Genomic DNA, 15,736 nt, shown 5'->3' with positions numbered 1-15,736 from the left:
CCGACGCCACCCCGCGCGCGTGTGCGTACGCGTATGCGCGAGCGCTGGACGCAATCGGTTCCATTGGTATTTACCGGTTGTTCGGTGCTGTACCGTTTCGGGATAGTTAACAGTTGTTAGCTTTCGCGATTTCCTCGCCGGCATAGAGCGAATCAGTTTCCATTGCGGGCGAGTGTTTGGCCGGTGCGATACGACGATCGTTTAAGGACGGTGCTGGCCCAGCCGGCAGACCATCCGCGCGACCGCGCCGTGCGCTGGCGCCAGCTGGTCGAGCTGCTCGCTCGGTCGGGCAGCGCCGACGACGACCTGTCGTCCGAAGCGATCGCGCAGATCAAGGCCGGGTTCGAGGATGTCGACGAGCGGGTGCGGATGGCCGCGGCCCGGACGATCGCGCCGCTCGATGCCCCGGTCGAGCTGATCTGTGCCTTCGCCGCAGACCGGCTGAGCGTCGCTGCACCCGTCCTCGCCTCGGCCAGGCTGAGTGCGACCGAATGGGCCGAGGTCAACCTGTGCGCGTCGCCCGAGTGCCGCCGCTTCATCGCGTCCCTGCGGACCGAGCCCGCTCCCCAGGCCGGCAATGAAGCGCCCCAGCGCGCGGCGCCGCAATTTTCCAGCGGGGAGATGCCGACGATCAGCGAAGTGCTGTCCCGGATCGAACGACTCCGGCAGTCCCGCGAACAGCCGTCCGAGCGCCCGCAGCCGGTCGAACAGCCGACCGAGCCGCCCAAACTGTTCCGGTGGGAATGCGACGAAAGCGGCGAGATCGACTGGGTCGACGGGCCGGCGCGGACGGCGGTGATCGGCCGCACCATCGCCGAACGGTCCGAAGGCATTGCCGAGCCGGCGATCGAACGTGCCTTCGCGCTGCGCGTGCCGTTTCGCGATGCCGCCATCGAGCTTGCGCCGGGCAGCGAGCTCGGCGGCTGGTGGACGGTCAGCGGGACGCCCGCCTTCGAACCGGCGAGCGGCCGATTCGCCGGCTATCGCGGAGTCGCCGAGCGGCAGGAGGCAGCAGCCGAGGCGGCGCCGGCGCAACAAGCGCTTCCGCGCGACCCGGATTCGCTTCGCGAGCTGGTGCATGAAATCAAGACTCCGCTGAACGCGATCATCGGGTTCGCAGAGATGATCCAGGGACAGTATCTGGGACCGGCCAGCGACGTCTATCGCGGCCGTTCGCAGGACATCGTCACCCAGGCGCGGATGCTGCTCGGCGCGGTCGAGGACCTCGACATGGCGGCAAAGCTGTGTTCGCCGCGCGCCGGCGAGTGCCCCGAGGTTCATCTGGGCGCAGCGGTCGAGCAGCTGATCGCCGCCATCCGCGACGAGGCAGCGCTCCGCGGCGCCGAGCTGGAGGCTTCGCGCGCAACCGGCGAAATCAACGTGCGGATCGATCCACAGCTGCTCGAGCGACTGATCCTGCGCATGTGCGCGGCGGTCATCGGTTGCGCTGAAGTCGGGGAGCGGCTGCGGCTCGCGGTCGACCGCGACAACGGCAACTGCATCGTCTCGATCAGCCGGCCAGAGGCGATTCGCGATGCCGGGGAAGACCAGTTGTTCGGCGCTTCGGGCGAAGGGATGGCGTCCGGCTATTGGCTCCGGCTGGCAAGGATGCTGGCGCGGATGAGCGGCGGCGACGTGGTTGCCGATGCCGATCGCATCGCGCTGCAGTTCCCCCGCGCCTGACCGCAGGCTTGGCGGCGCGCGCGGCGGCGACTATCGCCCGCTGACCCCCCTGGGGGCCTGTAGCTCAATGGTAGAGCCGGCCGCTCATAACGGCTAGGTTGGGGGTTCGAGTCCCTCCGGGCCCACCACCGCCGCCAAGGTTACGGATTTACTCCGTGGCCGGGGGCCTGTTAGGGGCCGCGATGTCGGGGAGTGGCGCAGCCTGGTAGCGCATCTGCTTTGGGAGCAGAGGGTCGCAGGTTCGAATCCTGTCTCCCCGACCAATCCTTACTGCTTGTTGCCGTCGGCCGTGTTGGTGTCGACGTCGGTCTTCACGTCAATATCCGTGTTCTGGACCTTGTCGGCGGTCTTTTCGACGTCGTTGACGATGGCCCCGCCGACATTTTCGGCGACGTTTCCGGCGTCCGACACAGCGTCCTCGGCAGTGTTCTGGTCGTACTGGACGGTAACGCCATTATCGTCCTTGCTGACGTTGCAGGCGGCGGCGGCGAGAAGCAGCGGCAGTGCAAACAGGATGCGCATGAAAAATCCTCCCTTTGTGAATTAACGCCGCGGCCGGCGGATCGGCTCCAGGCCGCCCGAAAGCACCGCGAGCATCGTCGTCCAAGCCGCCACGTTCTGGCGCAGCGCCTCCGGATTGATCTTGTCCAGCGTGTCGTCCGGCGTGTGGTGAAGATCGAAATAATGCGTGCCGTCCTGGCTGAGTTCGACGACCGGCTGCCCGGCCTCGACCAGGGGCGTGATGTCCGACCCTTCGCCTTCATCCTCGGCGCCGGGGACGATGCCCAGCGGAAGCAGCGCGCGGCGAAGCGCCGCCGCTTCGGCCTTTCGCGCATCGCCGAGCCGGGTCTTGACCCGCCACACGCGGTCGGCGCCGAAATCGCTTTCGGCGACCGCATAATGCGGCTTGCCGCCGTAGCGCTTCATATAGTCGATGCCGCCGTACAGCCCCACTTCCTCCGCCCCGAACCAGACAATCCGGATCGTGCGGAGCGGCCGGCCGGCGTCCATGATCCGCTTGGCAGCAGCGGTCGTGATGGCGACGCCCGAGGCATCGTCGATCGCACCGGTGCCAAGATCCCAGCTGTCCAGGTGACCGCCGACCAGGATCGGCGGCAGGCTCGGGTCGCGGCCGGGGACTTCGGCGATGACGTTGCCCGATTGGCGCGTGCCGATGTTGCGCGGGGTAAGGACGAGCCGCATCCGCACCGGCTGCCCGTTGGCGCGCTTGATGATGCGCTGCAACTGCTCCGCATCCGGCAGGGACAGCGCCGCCGCGGGAATCGGCGCAACGCCGTCTTCAAAGCGCTGGACGCCGGTGTGCGGGTTGCGGTGATAGTCGGTGCCGATCGAGCGGATGACGATGGCCGCCGCGCCCTTGCGGCTGGCGATGCTCGGGCCCTGGCGCCGGGGCGCGCCGAATTCGCCGTAGCCGCTGCCGTCCTGCGTTCGCGGCATGGCATGGCTGACGAAGACGATCTTGCCGCGCACCAGCGCATCCGGCGCGGCGCGCAAGGCGTCGAGCGAGTCGAAGCTGACAACCTCCGCCTCAATCCCTTCGGGCGGGGTCGCGCCGCTGTTGCCAAGCGCCGCAAGCACCAGTTTCTGCGGGAATGGCGAAACGATGGTCGCGCTTTCTGCGCCGCGCACCCACACCGGCATGTCGAAGGTTTCGATCCTGACGTTGGCGAAGCCGAGCGAACGCAGCTTGGCGACCGCCCAGGCCCGCGCCCGCGCTTCCGCCTCGGTCCCGGCCAAGCGCTGCCCGACCTCGGTGGTCAGGCCTTCGGTAATGTCCCAGGCCAAATCGTCCTTCAGCGCGGCATCGCGCAGCGCGGCAACGTAACTGGGCAGTTGCACGGGCGGCGGCGCCGGCTGGGCGATTGCGGCGGTGGAAACGGCGGCGAACAGTGCAGGAAGGATGCGAGTGATCATCGCCCGTGCCTAGCCAAGCGCGGCCGGTCTGTCATTGGCCTTCACAGCAGCCGCAACTGGTCCCCTTGCGGCGGTTCAAACAGGTCGCTTCGGACCGGGAATTTGGCGGGCCGCAGTCCGTGGCGCTTGGCAGCGATTGCGAATCGGGTCTTGAGCAGCTCCGCCCATGCCCCCTGCCCGCGCATCCGGCTGAAGAAATTCGGATCGTTGTCGCGCCCACCGCGCATCGAGCGGATCACGCTCATCACCTTGCCGGCCCGATCGGGGAAATGCTCGTCCAGCCAGGCGCGGAACAGCGGCGCGACCTCGTGCGGCAGCCGCACCGGCAAGTAGAATCCGCCCCGCGCCTTCGCCTCGACCGCCGCTTCGACGATGCTTTCCAGCTCGTGGTCGGTGATTTGCGGAATGACCGGGGCGATGGCGACGTGCGCAGGAACGCCCTCTTCATTAAGGCGCCGGATCGCCGCAATCCGCTTGCGGCCCGATGGCGCGCGCGGCTCGAGGATCCGGCTGACCTGGGGGTCGAGCGACGTCACCGAGATGGCGACGGTGGCAATCCCCATCGCGGCCGCGGGCTTCAGGATATCGAGGTCGCGAAGCACGCGATCCGACTTGGTGGTGATAGTGAAGGGATGCTTGCACTCCAGCATCAACTGGATGATCGAGCGCGTGACTTCCCACCGTTCCTCGATCGGCTGGTACGGATCGGTATTGGTACCTAGCGCAATCGGCGCGCAAACGTAGCCCGGCTTCGCCAATGTCTGGTGTAGCAGCGCCGCCGCATTCGGTTTGACGAAGAGCTTCGATTCGAAATCCACGCCGGGCGACAGGTCGTGAAAAGCGTGGGTCGGGCGCGCGAAGCAATAGATGCAGCCATGCTCGCAACCGCGATAGGGATTGACCGAGCGGTCGAAGCCGATGTCGGGCGAAGCGTTGCGAGTCAGGATCGTGCGCGGATGCTCGACCGTGACGCTGGTCCGCCGCCGGGGCAGCCCGTCAAGCGCTTCGACGCTGTCCAGCCAATCGCCTTCGACCTGGCGCTCCTGCAGGTTGAAGCGCGCCGGCGTGTCGTTGCGCGTCGCTCCGCGCCCGCTGATCGACTCGATGGGCATTCGCCGAGTTTAGCCATCGATGAGAACATATCAAGAACACGAATAATGAACCCCCGCTGATTCTGGAGACGTTCACATTCGCTTGCTACCTAGGCGGTCATGAAAAGGTTCGTTCTTGCTTCGACCGCCCTTGCCGCACTGGTCGCGGCGTCAACGGCTTATGGCCAGTACGTGCCGCCGCGCGGTCCCGTCGGGGCGCCGCCGCCGCCAAGCTATCCGCCCAGCCCGCCGCCCGGGTACCAGCCGTTCCCGGCGCCGATCCAAGTGCAGCAACCGCGGCCCTGGACCCCGCCGACCCCGGTCGCTGCAAGCTTCGCCCGGCCGGTCGAGGAGGATCAGCCGATCGAGCCGGTGGAAATCCCCGCCAGCATCGAGCAGGGCATCGACCTCATCTACATCGACCCCGACATTGCGCCGGAGGTGCAGCAGCGCACCGGCGTGCTCGACAAGCTGGACTTCCAGGATTGGACCGGCGCGCCGATCGACCTCTTCACCTCGGTCAATCCTTATTACACCGGCCTTCGCCAGGCGCTGGTCAAGTACCAGCAACGCTGGGGCGATCTTCCCGACGTGGCGATTCCTGAGGGGCCGACGCTCAAGGCCGCCTCGACCGGCGATCGCGTGGCGCTCCTGCGCCAGCGTCTGGGCCTGGCTGCCGGTACCAGCTTCGACCCGGCGCTGGCCAAAGCCGTCGCCGAATACCAGGCGGCGCACGGCCTGAAGGCGGACGGCATCGCCGGAGCGGGCACCATCGCTTCGCTCAACCTTGGCTCCGACCATTATGAAAAGGTCATCATCCTCAACATGGAGCGGGCGCTGCGCCTGCCGACGTCGGACGACAAGCGCCGCTATATCCTGATCGATGCCGGCGCGGCGCGCCTGTACATGTACGAAGGCGGCAAGCCGGTCGACAGCATGAAGGTGATCGTCGGCGATGCGAAGACGCAGACGCCGATGATGGCGGCACAGATGAAGTACGTCAGCCTCAACCCTTATTGGAACGTGCCGCCGGAACTGGTGAAGCCGCTCGTCGCCGACAAGGTGCTCGAGCACGGGCTCACCTACCTCACCGACCGCGACTACCAGATCCTTTCCGACTGGACGGAGGAGGCCACGCGGCTCGACCCGGCAAGCATCGACTGGCAGGCCGTTTCGGCTGGCAAGAAGGAACTGCGCGTCCGTCGCGGACCCGGGCCGTGGAATTCGATGGGGCAAATGAAGTTCATGCTTCCCAACGACTTCGGCATCTACCTTCACGACATTCCTGAAGCCAGCAAGGCTGCCTTCGCAGGGGACGACCGCTGGATCAGCAATGGCTGCGTCCGGCTTGAAGACGCCAAGCGGCTCCAGCGCTGGGTCTTCGGCGGCCGAACGCCGGTTGCAAGCGGCGAGGCCGACCAGCGCGTCGACCTGCCGGAGCCGCTACCGGTCTACATGACCTATTTCACGGCCGAGCCGACCGCCACCGGCGTCGCCTTCCGCACCGACCACTACAACCGCGACGAGCCCCTGCTCGCCCGGGTGAAGCTGGACGGCAGCAACCAGCTCGCGGCGCGATAGCCCGAGTTCCTCCCCAGCAAAGCTGGGGAGGGGGACCACCCCGGACCGCGATCCGGGGTGGTGGAGGGGTAAGGTCAAATTTTTGCGAAGTTGATGACCTGCGTGACCACCGCTTCGAGGTCGCTGAAGACATCGGCCGCACCGATCCGGCTCACTCGCAGCCCCTGCTCTGCCAGCCAGCGGTCCCGACTTTCGTCGCGGCTGGACCTGTCACCCATGCGATGACTCTCTCCGTCCACCTCAATCGCCAACTTCGCCGACGGGCAGTGAAAATCCAGCACGTAGTGGCCGATCGGGTGCTGCCGCCTGAACTTCAGTCCGCCCGGCCGGCTCCGCAGTGCTTGCCAAAGCAGCCTTTCTGGCAACGACATAGATCGCCGCAGTTCGCGTGCGCGCACGATGGTCCGGTTCCTGTCGTGCTTTACCCCTCCACCAGCTGCGCTGGTCCCCCTTCCCGTCCGGGACGGGGAGGAACGATCAGCAGCTGCACCGCTTCTTCTTTGGGGGCGGCGGCTTGGTGGTGGCGTATTCGGCGGGTGTGAGCCAGCGCGACCGGTCCTTGTCGGCGCCGTTGAACTTGTCGATCGTCTTGACCGCCCATTCCTCGAACGACAGGCGGCCGTCGCCGTTCTTGTCGATCTTGGCGAAAGCCTTGCGCCGCGGCTCGAGCAATTCGGCCATTTCGATCCGCCCGTTCTTGTCCTTGTCGGCGCGAGCGAAGCGCTTCTCTTCCTTGGTCTTCGGGTCCGCCTCCGGCGCACGAAGCGGTTGCTGGACGAGCAACGGTTGATCGGGGACGGTTGCTGGCGGCGGTGCGGCGGGAAGCTGGGATCCGCTCTCGGCGCGGCTCTGCCACATCAGGAAAGCGCCGGTCATCAGCAGGAAACAGGCCGCGGCCCCGGCAAGAAAACGCCACATAAGGGGATTTCTCCATTCAAGGAGATTCGGCGCGCCCATGCTCCATTCCGGAGCATCGCGTGTCAATCAGGCGATTCGGCCGCTCCAGCGATGCCCCAGCATTGCCGTCAGGCGGGCGGGGCTGCCCTCCGGCTCAACCTCGTCGCGAAGGTCGCGCGCCGCCGCTCGGGCGAGCATCGTCAATGGGCGAAGCTGGCGCGGGAAGCGCCTGCCGGCGAGCCGCGGCAAGAGCTCCCGGGCGGGAATGAAGAGCTGCGGCATCCCGCGCCTGCCAACCGCGGCAAGCGCGTAAAGCGCGCCCGCGTCGGAAACATCGGCGTTCGATTGCAAAAGCTGCGAGCCGATGGCGAACAGTACGCGCCCGCGCTCGGCCACCAGGGCTGGGTCGGGCTCAGCGTCCAGCAGGGTCGCCCAGCCCGGTTCGATGGCTGCCAATTGGGCGCCGGTGACGCCGCGCGGCAGCAACGCTTCGGCGGCGAACTTGAGGCGGGGCTCGGCCGGGACCTTGGCGGCAAGCTCGTCGAGCCGTTCGCGCCACCAGGCGAGCTTGATCGCGGCCAGCGCCGGCTCGGTCGAGCGAGCGACGACGTCGCCCATCGCAACGTCCAGCCGCCACAGTGCGAGAAACGCGTTCCGCAGGCGCGCCGGCGTGTGGATCAGCGCGAACTCACGGTCCGCGCCAAGATGCGAGTCAGCAACGTCCGAGGGACCTTGCGTTCGCATCTTCTGGTCAGCGATAGCAGACCTGCTTGGCGGCCTTGACGACATCGTCCGCCTTGATCAGCGCGAGCTTTTCGAGGTTCGCGGCGTAAGGCAGCGGCACATCCTCGTCGGTCACGCGCAGGACCGGAGCATCGAGGTCGTCGAACCCTTCGGTCATGCAGATGGCGATGATCTCGCTGCTGATCGAGCAGGTCGGCCAGCCTTCCTCGACCACCACCATGCGGTTGGTCTTCTTCAGGCTGTCGAGCACCGCCTGCTTGTCGAGCGGTCGCAGCGTGCGCAGGTCGATGACTTCGGCGTCGATGCCCTCGCCCGCCAGGGTTTGGGCCGCCTCCAGCGCGACTCCGACGCCGATCGAATAGCTGACCAGCGTCACGTCCTTGCCTTCGCGGACCGTCTTCGCCTTGCCGATCGGAAGCACGAAATCGTCGAGCTCCGGAACGTCGAAGCTGTGGCCGTACATCAGCTCGTTTTCGAGGAAAACGACGGGATCGTCCGTCCGGATCGCGGCCTTGAGCAAGCCCTTGGCATCCGAAGCGCTGTAGGGCGCGATGACGATCAGGCCGGGGACGCTGGCGTACCAGGGGCCGTAGTTCTGGCTGTGCTGGGCGCCGACCCGGCTTGCGGCGCCGTTCGGCCCACGAAACACCACCGGGCAACGCATCTGGCCGCCGGACATATAATTGGTCTTGGCCGCCGAATTCACGACATGGTCGATCGCCTGCATGGCGAAGTTGAAGGTCATGAACTCGATAATCGGCTTCAACCCGCCCATCGCGGCGCCGGTGCCCAGGCCGGCAAAGCCATATTCGGTAATCGGCGTGTCGATGACGCGCTTGGCGCCGAATTCGTCGAGCAGGCCCTGGGTGACCTTATAGGCGCCCTGATATTGCGCGACCTCCTCGCCCATCACGAAGACGCGCTCGTCGGCACGCATTTCCTCGGCCATCGCGTCGCGGAGCGCCTCGCGGACGGTGACCTGCACCATCTTCGTGCCCTCGGGCACTTCCGAACCGACCGGCGCGGCCTTGGGCTTGGGGGTCGGCAGCGGATTAGGCTTCGCGGGCGGCGGCGGGGTCGCCTCGGTGGTTTGCGAAGCAGGTTCCTCGGGCGCTTCGACCGGCGCTGCGGGTTCGCTTGCCGGCGCGGCCGCCGACGCATCCTCGCCCTCGCCGGCGATCAGCGCGATCGGCGTGCCGACCTTCACATTGTCGGTGCCCTCGGCGACCAGGATCTTGGCCAGCGTGCCCTCGTCGACCGCTTCAAACTCCATCGTCGCCTTGTCGGTTTCGATCTCCGCCAGAATGTCGCCCGACTTGACCGCGTCGCCTTCCTTGACGAGCCATTTGGCAAGCGTGCCCTCTTCCATCGTCGGCGACAGCGCCGGCATTTTGAGCTCGGTCGCCATCAGTACGTCCCCACCAGCACGTCGGTATACAATTCGCCCGCGTCGGGCTCCGGTGCTTCTTCAGCAAACTTCGCAGCTTCGACGATGATCGCTTTGATTTCCTTGTCGATCGCCTTGAGCTCCTCTTCGCCCACGCCCATTTCCTGCAGCTCCTTGGCCGCGCGGTCGATGGGGTCGCGATGCTCGCGGAAATCCTGCACTTCCTCACGCGTACGATACTTGGCTGGATCGGACATCGAGTGGCCGCGATAGCGGTAGGTCATCAGCTCGATCACGATCGGCCCGTTGTCCCGCGCCCACTCGACCGCCATCTCGGCCGCGCCGCGCACCGCGAGCACGTCCATGCCGTCAACTCGAATGCCCGGGATCCGGAAGCTCTCGCCGCGCTTGTAGAAGTCGGGCTCGGACGCGGAGCGGGCAACCGACGTGCCCATCGCATATTGGTTGTTCTCGATCGCGTAGATCACCGGCAGCTTCCACAGCTCGGCCATGTTGAATGCTTCGTAGACCTGCCCCTGGTTGGCGGCGCCGTCGCCGAAATAGGCGAGGCACACGCCGCCGTCGCCGCGATACTTGTGCGCGAAGGCCAGGCCGGAGCCCAGCGGCACCTGCGCGCCGACGATCCCGTGGCCGCCGTAAAAGCCATGCTCGACGCTGAACATGTGCATCGAGCCGCCCTTACCCTTGGAAATGCCGGCGGCGCGCCCGGTCAGCTCGGCCATGATGACCTTCGGGTCGATCTTGTAGGCGAGCATGTGGCCATGGTCGCGATAGCCGGTGATGACGCTGTCCTTGCCGACCGTCATCGCGCTCTGCAGGCCGACCGCGACCGCTTCCTGGCCGATGTAGAGGTGGCAGAAGCCGCCGATCAGGCCGAGGCCGTAGAGCTGCCCTGCCCGCTCCTCGAAGCGGCGGATGAGCAGCATCTCGCGATAGAATTCGAGCAACTGGTCCTTGCTCGCCTCGAAGCGCTTCGGCTCGGGCGGCCGGTTCGGCCGCGCTTCGTCGGTGGAGGGAGCAGTCTTTGCTTTCGCGGAACGCGCCACGGTTTATCTTTCATGCTGAATGGGCGCTCCGGCCTATAGGAAAGGCCTCAACGGGCGGCAACCGCCCGCCGCTTTTGCACATGGCCGGCGTGTCGGCGATAGTGCGTCGATGCTGGCCCACATCGTTATCGCCTTGTTGATCCAGGCCGCGGTCGCACTGCCGCTGCGCAACTGGTGGGCGGGCGCCGCCGCGGCCTGCGCCTGGGCGATCGCGCGCGAAGTCACCCAGGCCGAATATCGCTGGATCGAACGGTTCGGGGCGGGAGTGCGGGCGAACATGCCCTGGCATGGCGGCTTCGACCCGCGCGTCTGGAGCGCCGACGCGCTGGCCGACTGGCTGGTCCCGTCGCTGGTAGTGATAGCGGTCGCGCTCCTCGCGCGGCGCCGGGTCAGTTCAGCGGGACGATGACTTCATCCGGGCGGATCAGCCCGAGGTCGCGGCGGACCAGTTCGTCGGCCATGTCTGGATCGGCCTTGCGCGGATCGAGCAGTGCCGAACGGTGACGCAGCTGCGCGCGCTGTTCCTGGAGCCGCTTGAACTCCACCTGGCGTTCCTTGAGATTGCGATGATATCCGCCCCAGGCGAGCAGCCCGTTCGGCCCCGCAACCGCGTATCCGGCGAAGTTGCCGACGACGAGCAACGCCAGCGCCGGCCACATGGCCCGCCTGATCAAGCTTATGTTGCGCCGTTCCCCCATCGTGGGTTCAGGAGAATCACGAAGGCGGCATGAAGGCAAGCGAATTTCGCAGCTTTTCCGCAGAAAATGTCGTGCAGACTCAAGCCGGTCGATAAGACTTCAATGCTGCGCGGCCAGGATAAGCGGCGCGATCGCCCAAATCTTCCTCGATCCGGAGCAGCTGGTTGTACTTGGCGGTGCGGTCGGAACGCGCGAGGCTGCCCGTCTTGATCTGCCCGCAGCCGAGCGCCACCGCGAGATCGGCGATGGTCGAATCTTCCGTCTCACCCGACCGGTGGGACATGACTGCGGTGTAGCCGTTCTGCTGCGCCATCCGGACCGCGGCGATAGTTTCACTCAGCGTCCCGATCTGGTTGACCTTGACCAGGATCGAGTTCGCAAGCCCGCGCTCGATCCCCATCGACAGGCGCTGCACGTTGGTCACGAACAGATCGTCGCCGACCAGCTGCACGCGGTTGCCGATGCGCTCGGTCAGCAACTTCCAGCCGTCGAGGTCGTCTTCGCCCATGCCGTCTTCGATCGAGGCAATGGGGTAGTCGTTCGCCAGCGCTTCAAGATAATCGACCATCTGTTCCGGGGTCAGGCTGCGGCCCTCCCCGTCCAAGCGGTAAGCGCCGTCCCTGAAGAACTCGGTCGCCGCGCAATCGAGCGCGATCAGCACGTCGCTGCCGGCCTTGTACCCCGCCGCTTCGACGGAGCCGATGATGAAATCGAGCGCTTCGCGGGGCGACGCGATGTTGGGGGCAAAGCCGCCCTCGTCGCCGACTGCGGTGGCCAGCCCTTTGGCGTGAAGCGCGGACTTGAGCGCATGGAAAATCTCGGTGCCGCAGCGCAGCGCTTCGGCGAAGCTGGCAGCGCCGACCGGCATCACCATGAATTCCTGGAAATCGATGGGGTTGTCGGCATGTGCGCCGCCGTTGACGATGTTCATCATCGGCACCGGCAGCAGCGTAGCCGCATCGCCGCCGAGGTAGCGGTACAGCGGCAGCTTGTTGGAGATCGCCGCGGCCTTGGCGGTAGCAAGGCTGACTCCCAGGATCGCGTTGGCGCCCAGCCGGCCCTTGTTCTCGGTTTCGTCGAGCGCGATCATCGAGGCGTCGACTTCGCCCTGGTCGTCGGCATCGACCCCGCACAGCGCATCGGCAATCTCGCCATTGACCGACTGCACCGCTTTCTCGACGCCCTTGCCGCCCCAGCGGGACTTGTCGCCATCGCGTAATTCGATCGCTTCATGCGCGCCGGTCGAAGCGCCCGAGGGCACGGCCGCCCGCCCCATGCTGCCGTCTTCAAGCGTCACATCGACTTCGACGGTCGGGTTGCCGCGGCTGTCGAGGATCTGGCGCGCGCGAATGCCGGCGATTGCAGTCATGGAAATCCTTCTTACGTAGGCGTAACGAATGGGGTGGATGCAGGTGCGTTAGGACGCACGTCGGCGCTTCGCAACATTCTGCCGGATCGCAACGGAACGGCAGCCGCGATGCTTGGTTGAGATTGCCAAAAGGAGGATTCATCACATGGCTGAGCAGGATACCGGGCTTCCCGAGGGCACCGACAAGGTTATCGACGGTTCGATGGAAACTGGCGGCGGCACCGAAGGCCGCGCCCAGGCATCGTCCGCCAGCAGCGCTGCAGGCGCTTCGGATTCCGGCGGCAGCACCCCGGGCGCCGCGACGGCCGGCTCGACCACGGGCAGCACGTCGGCGTTGATGGACCGAGTCCGCAGCAGCGGCCGCGACCTTTCCGGCCAGGCGGGCGAGAAGGCCCGCGGACTGCTCGGCCAAGGCATCGAGCGTTCGTCGGAAGCACTGGCCAACGTCAGCCGGATGATCGGCGATACCGCCGATGGAATCGAGGAGCGGCTGGGCGCCGAATATGGCGACTATGCCCGCCGCGCCGCCAGCGCGATCGAGGGCACGGCGAACAGCCTGGCGTCCAAGAACCCGGATGAGCTGATCGACGACACGCGGCAGTTCATCCGCAAGAGCCCGGGCGTCGCCCTGGCCGGGGCGGCGATCGTCGGCTTCGCGGTTGCGCGACTGCTGAAGTCGGGCCTTGGATCCGGCAGCGATCGTGACAATGGCGACAGGTCGGACCGCGGCTAGGCCAACCATGCTAAAGCCGACCGACCCTAGCCCGCCGACCAGCGAGCGGCCGATCGGCGAGATCGTCCGCGAGCTCGTCGACGACGGAAAGGCTTACGCCCGCGCCGAGGTGAACGTCGCCAAGACGATCGCTTCGGAGCGCGCGAATGCGTTCAAGGTCCCAGCAATCCTGTTCGCAGGCGCGCTGCTCATCGGCATCGCGGCGATCAACGTCCTGGCGTTCACCATCTTCGTTGGGCTCGCGCTGATCATGCAGCCCGTGCTGGCGGGCCTCGTCGCCTTTGTGCTGGTTGCCGGCACCGCCGGTTTGCTGGCCTGGATCGGCGTTCAAAAGCTGAGAGCTAAGCCATGAGCGATTCGCCGCACCTGCTGGCCGCTAAGGCCGACGCGGAGCAGGCGCAGGCCCGCTTCATGGCGACGCTGCACGAGCTGCAGCACCGCGTGGCGCCGGGAACGCTTGCGCAAAACGCGTGGTCGGGCGCCAAGTCGAAGGGCGCTGACCTTGCCGAAGACGCGGTCGATGCGGTGCGGAAGCGGCCTTATGCCGCCGGCGGCGCGGTGGCCGCGCTTGCCGTGTTCCTGGCCCGCGAGCCTTTGTGGGATTTTGCTTCCAAGCTGATCGGCCGGCGCAAGGGGGAAGCGGATTCCGACAACATCGAAAAGACGGAAAAAGTGGAGAGTGAATGATGAGCGACACCAACAGCAACGCGGCCGGAACCAGCGGCCAGTCGGGATCGTCGCAGGACCTGCGGCAGCGCGCGCTGAGCGCTTATGAAACGGCGCGCGACAGCGCCGGCGATGTCGGCCGCAAGGCCAGCGATACGCTGGACGAGGCGCCGCTGATCGCGCTTGCCGCCGGCGCTGCTGCCGGCGCACTGATCGCGGCCCTGCTGCCGGTCAGCCGCCGCGAGCGCGAACTCGCCAAGCCGGTCGGCGATCGCGTCGCCAATGCCGCCCGAAGCGCCGCCGAAACCGCGCGCAAGGTCGGTAGCGACAAGTTGCGCGAACTCGGACTGGCGCCGGACTCGCTTGCCGAGCGCGCGACCCAGGCCGCGCGCGAGACGGCCCAGGCCGCCGTCGGCGCGTTCAAGGACGAGGCCGGGAACCGCTAGCGCTTCTCTGAAGCCAGAAATGTGCTAGCCGTCCGGCCATGAGCAAATTGCATCTCGTCTTCGGAGGCCGCGTGAAGGACCCGCGCGGCCTCGATTTCGTCGACCTCAAGACCCTCGACGTCGTCGGATTGTTCGCCAGCTATGCGGAGGCCGAGGATGCTTGGCGAAGCGCCGCCCAGCGCACCGTCGACGATGCCGAAATGAAATATGTGGTCGTCCACCTGCATCGCCTGCTCGAGCCGGAGACCGACACCCGCGATACGCAGCGCTCAAACGCCTAGGCGCCCCGGTACCGCCACAACAGCAACGGGCGCTGCAGAAGCAGGCCGGCAACGAACCCGCCGACATGGGCCGGGGTGGCGATCATCAAGCCCTGGGTGCCGCCAAGGAAGCCGGTCATTAGCTGCAACACGATCCAGGCCGCGAGCAGCCACACCGCGTTGATCAGTTGGTTGACGAAATTCGATTTCACGAAGCGCCGCGGCCGCCCGAAGCTAAGCGCGAAAGCGCCGATGATCCCGGCGATCGCCCCGCTGGCGCCAATCATCGGCGTGACCGCCGACGGGTCCACCGCCCACTGTGCAAGCGCCGAGGTATAAGCCGCGACGAGGTACAGGAGGATCATCGAGCCGATGCCGAGCACCCGTTCCACCAAAGTGCCGCACCACAGCAGAATCAAAAGGTTGAGCGCCAGGTGCAGCAACCCGCCGTGGACCAAGGTCGCGCTTAGCGGAGTGAGGATCGCCGGCACCGCGGCGAAGGGCAGGTCCGCCCCGCTCCAGCGGATCGGGATGAAGCCCATGGTCACCGCCGCTTCTCCGTCGACCCGGAAGAGAAAGGCGATCAGCCAGGCCAGTGCGGTGAGCGCGGTGATGGCGACCGTCGCGGTGCGCAGGTTGCGCTGGCTGTGCAGTTGGCCCGGGTGGGCGTTCAAATGAAGTCGACCTGTTCGATCTCGTAATAGCGGTCGCCCGATGGCGTCGAAACTTCGACCTCGTCGCCGACTTCGCGCCCGATCAGGGCCCGGCCAAGCGGAGAATTGAAGCTGATCTTGCCATCGCGGGCATCGGCCTCGACCTGACCGACGAGCTGGTATTTCACCTTCTTGTCGTCCTCGTCGACCAAAGTGACGGTCGCGCCGAACACGACCTTGTCGCCCGACAGGGTCGACGGATCGATCACGAGGGCGCGGCTGAGCTGGTCCTCGATATCGGCGATGCTCGCCTCGATCTGGCCCTGCCGCTCCTTGGCCGCATGATATTCCGCATTTTCGGAAAGGTCGCCGTGGGCGCGCGCCTCTTCGATCGCATCGACGATCGACGGCCGCTCCGCCTTCAGCACCTTCAACTGCTCGCTTAGCTTGCGGTGACCTTCGGCCAGCATCGGGACTTTGTCGGCGCTCGCCATGAAAAACCTCTCTTCAAAACTTCACCCCAGCG

At 66.4% G+C, this 15,736-nt stretch carries 20 protein-coding genes and 2 tRNA genes; 10 read left to right on the top strand and 12 right to left on the bottom strand.

Going from position 1 to position 15,736, the window contains the following annotated elements; all coding sequences use genetic code 11:
* Positions 1–210 precede the first annotated feature (210 nt).
* The 3 genes from G7078_RS06045 (at position 211) to G7078_RS06035 (ending at position 1,946) form a co-directional block, all read left to right on the top strand.
* Positions 211–1,683, top strand: coding sequence for a histidine kinase dimerization/phospho-acceptor domain-containing protein (locus tag G7078_RS06045; RefSeq protein ID WP_166094034.1), 1,473 nt, complete (start codon positions 211–213; stop codon positions 1,681–1,683).
* 53 nt (positions 1,684–1,736) lie between these two features.
* A tRNA-Ile gene (locus G7078_RS06040) sits at positions 1,737–1,811 on the top strand.
* Positions 1,812–1,869: 58 nt separating this feature from the next.
* Positions 1,870–1,946 (top strand) — tRNA-Pro (locus G7078_RS06035).
* Between the two features lie 4 nt (positions 1,947–1,950).
* Here the strand turns inward: G7078_RS06035 and G7078_RS06030 are convergent.
* From G7078_RS06030 to G7078_RS06020, 3 genes are read right to left on the bottom strand one after another with little or no spacing between them, the layout of a single operon-like run.
* Positions 1,951–2,205, bottom strand: coding sequence for a hypothetical protein (locus G7078_RS06030; RefSeq protein WP_166094032.1), 255 nt, complete (start codon positions 2,203–2,205; stop codon positions 1,951–1,953).
* 21 nt (positions 2,206–2,226) lie between these two features.
* Complete coding sequence (locus G7078_RS06025; RefSeq protein ID WP_166094030.1) at positions 2,227–3,618, bottom strand: M28 family peptidase; 1,392 nt, start codon at positions 3,616–3,618, stop codon at positions 2,227–2,229.
* A 41-nt stretch (positions 3,619–3,659) separates the two neighbouring features.
* The gene (locus G7078_RS06020; RefSeq protein WP_166094028.1) at positions 3,660–4,730 is read right to left on the bottom strand and encodes a PA0069 family radical SAM protein; all 1,071 of its coding nucleotides are present in this window, start codon (positions 4,728–4,730) and stop codon (positions 3,660–3,662) included.
* A gap of 99 nt (positions 4,731–4,829) precedes the next feature.
* On the opposite strand from G7078_RS06020, the gene G7078_RS06015 reads away from it, so the two are divergent.
* Complete coding sequence (locus G7078_RS06015) at positions 4,830–6,290, top strand: L,D-transpeptidase family protein (protein WP_166094025.1); 1,461 nt, start codon at positions 4,830–4,832, stop codon at positions 6,288–6,290.
* Positions 6,291–6,364: 74 nt separating this feature from the next.
* Here G7078_RS06015 and G7078_RS06010 read toward each other — a convergent pair whose 3' ends face one another.
* The 5 genes from G7078_RS06010 to pdhA form a co-directional block, all read right to left on the bottom strand.
* Positions 6,365–6,661, bottom strand: coding sequence for an endonuclease domain-containing protein (locus tag G7078_RS06010; RefSeq protein ID WP_166094023.1), 297 nt, complete (start codon positions 6,659–6,661; stop codon positions 6,365–6,367).
* Between the two features lie 106 nt (positions 6,662–6,767).
* Entirely contained in the window at positions 6,768–7,208 is a 441-nt protein-coding gene (locus tag G7078_RS06005; protein ID WP_166094020.1) for an EF-hand domain-containing protein, read from the bottom strand.
* Between the two features lie 66 nt (positions 7,209–7,274).
* Positions 7,275–7,931 (bottom strand): isoprenoid biosynthesis enzyme family protein, encoded by a 657-nt coding sequence (locus G7078_RS06000; protein WP_166094018.1) that lies wholly within the window; start codon positions 7,929–7,931, stop codon positions 7,275–7,277.
* Between the two features lie 7 nt (positions 7,932–7,938).
* The gene (locus G7078_RS05995) at positions 7,939–9,339 is read right to left on the bottom strand and encodes a pyruvate dehydrogenase complex E1 component subunit beta (RefSeq protein WP_166094016.1); all 1,401 of its coding nucleotides are present in this window, start codon (positions 9,337–9,339) and stop codon (positions 7,939–7,941) included.
* Entirely contained in the window at positions 9,339–10,385 is a 1,047-nt protein-coding gene (gene pdhA, locus G7078_RS05990) for a pyruvate dehydrogenase (acetyl-transferring) E1 component subunit alpha (protein ID WP_166094014.1), read from the bottom strand. Before pdhA ends, G7078_RS05995 begins: the two co-directional genes overlap by 1 nt.
* 109 nt (positions 10,386–10,494) lie before the next feature.
* On the opposite strand from pdhA, the gene G7078_RS05985 reads away from it, so the two are divergent.
* Entirely contained in the window at positions 10,495–10,794 is a 300-nt protein-coding gene (locus G7078_RS05985; protein WP_166094012.1) for a hypothetical protein, read from the top strand.
* On the opposite strand, the gene G7078_RS05980 is transcribed toward G7078_RS05985, so the two are convergent.
* Positions 10,775–11,044, bottom strand: coding sequence for an FtsB family cell division protein (locus tag G7078_RS05980; protein WP_246166276.1), 270 nt, complete (start codon positions 11,042–11,044; stop codon positions 10,775–10,777). The two genes, G7078_RS05985 and G7078_RS05980, sit on opposite strands and share 20 nt — an antisense overlap.
* Before the next feature lie 118 nt (positions 11,045–11,162).
* The gene (eno, locus tag G7078_RS05975; RefSeq protein ID WP_166094008.1) at positions 11,163–12,452 is read right to left on the bottom strand and encodes a phosphopyruvate hydratase; all 1,290 of its coding nucleotides are present in this window, start codon (positions 12,450–12,452) and stop codon (positions 11,163–11,165) included.
* A gap of 145 nt (positions 12,453–12,597) precedes the next feature.
* Here eno and G7078_RS05970 point away from each other — a divergent pair, with 145 nt between their 5' ends.
* Genes G7078_RS05970 through G7078_RS05950 form a run of 5 tightly spaced genes read left to right on the top strand, consistent with a single transcriptional unit; the run spans position 12,598 to position 14,578 of the window.
* Positions 12,598–13,185: a hypothetical protein gene (locus G7078_RS05970; RefSeq protein ID WP_166094005.1), complete on the top strand. Its 588-nt coding sequence runs from the start codon at positions 12,598–12,600 to the stop codon at positions 13,183–13,185.
* Positions 13,186–13,192: 7 nt separating this feature from the next.
* On the top strand, positions 13,193–13,537 hold the full coding sequence (locus tag G7078_RS05965; RefSeq protein WP_166094003.1) for a phage holin family protein: 345 nt from the start codon (positions 13,193–13,195) through the stop codon (positions 13,535–13,537).
* Positions 13,534–13,872: a DUF3618 domain-containing protein gene (locus G7078_RS05960; protein WP_166094000.1), complete on the top strand. Its 339-nt coding sequence runs from the start codon at positions 13,534–13,536 to the stop codon at positions 13,870–13,872. Before G7078_RS05965 ends, G7078_RS05960 begins: the two co-directional genes overlap by 4 nt.
* A complete protein-coding gene (locus tag G7078_RS05955; protein ID WP_166093998.1) occupies positions 13,869–14,297 on the top strand; it encodes a hypothetical protein in 429 nt (142 codons plus the stop codon). Before G7078_RS05960 ends, G7078_RS05955 begins: the two co-directional genes overlap by 4 nt.
* 38 nt (positions 14,298–14,335) lie before the next feature.
* Positions 14,336–14,578, top strand: coding sequence for a DUF4170 domain-containing protein (locus tag G7078_RS05950; protein ID WP_166093996.1), 243 nt, complete (start codon positions 14,336–14,338; stop codon positions 14,576–14,578).
* Here the strand turns inward: G7078_RS05950 and G7078_RS05945 are convergent.
* Both G7078_RS05945 and greA read right to left on the bottom strand, forming a co-directional pair.
* Complete coding sequence (locus G7078_RS05945; protein WP_246166274.1) at positions 14,575–15,231, bottom strand: rhomboid family intramembrane serine protease; 657 nt, start codon at positions 15,229–15,231, stop codon at positions 14,575–14,577. The two genes, G7078_RS05950 and G7078_RS05945, sit on opposite strands and share 4 nt — an antisense overlap.
* Entirely contained in the window at positions 15,228–15,704 is a 477-nt protein-coding gene (gene greA, locus G7078_RS05940; protein ID WP_166093993.1) for a transcription elongation factor GreA, read from the bottom strand. The genes G7078_RS05945 and greA overlap by 4 nt, the downstream gene beginning before the upstream one ends.
* Between the last annotated feature and the right edge of the window lie 32 nt (positions 15,705–15,736).

Origin of the sequence: Sphingomonas sinipercae (assembly GCF_011302055.1) — a bacterium.
Classification (GTDB): Bacteria; Pseudomonadota; Alphaproteobacteria; order Sphingomonadales; family Sphingomonadaceae; genus Sphingomicrobium; species Sphingomicrobium sinipercae.
This window is presented reverse-complemented; position numbering and strand designations above follow the sequence as displayed.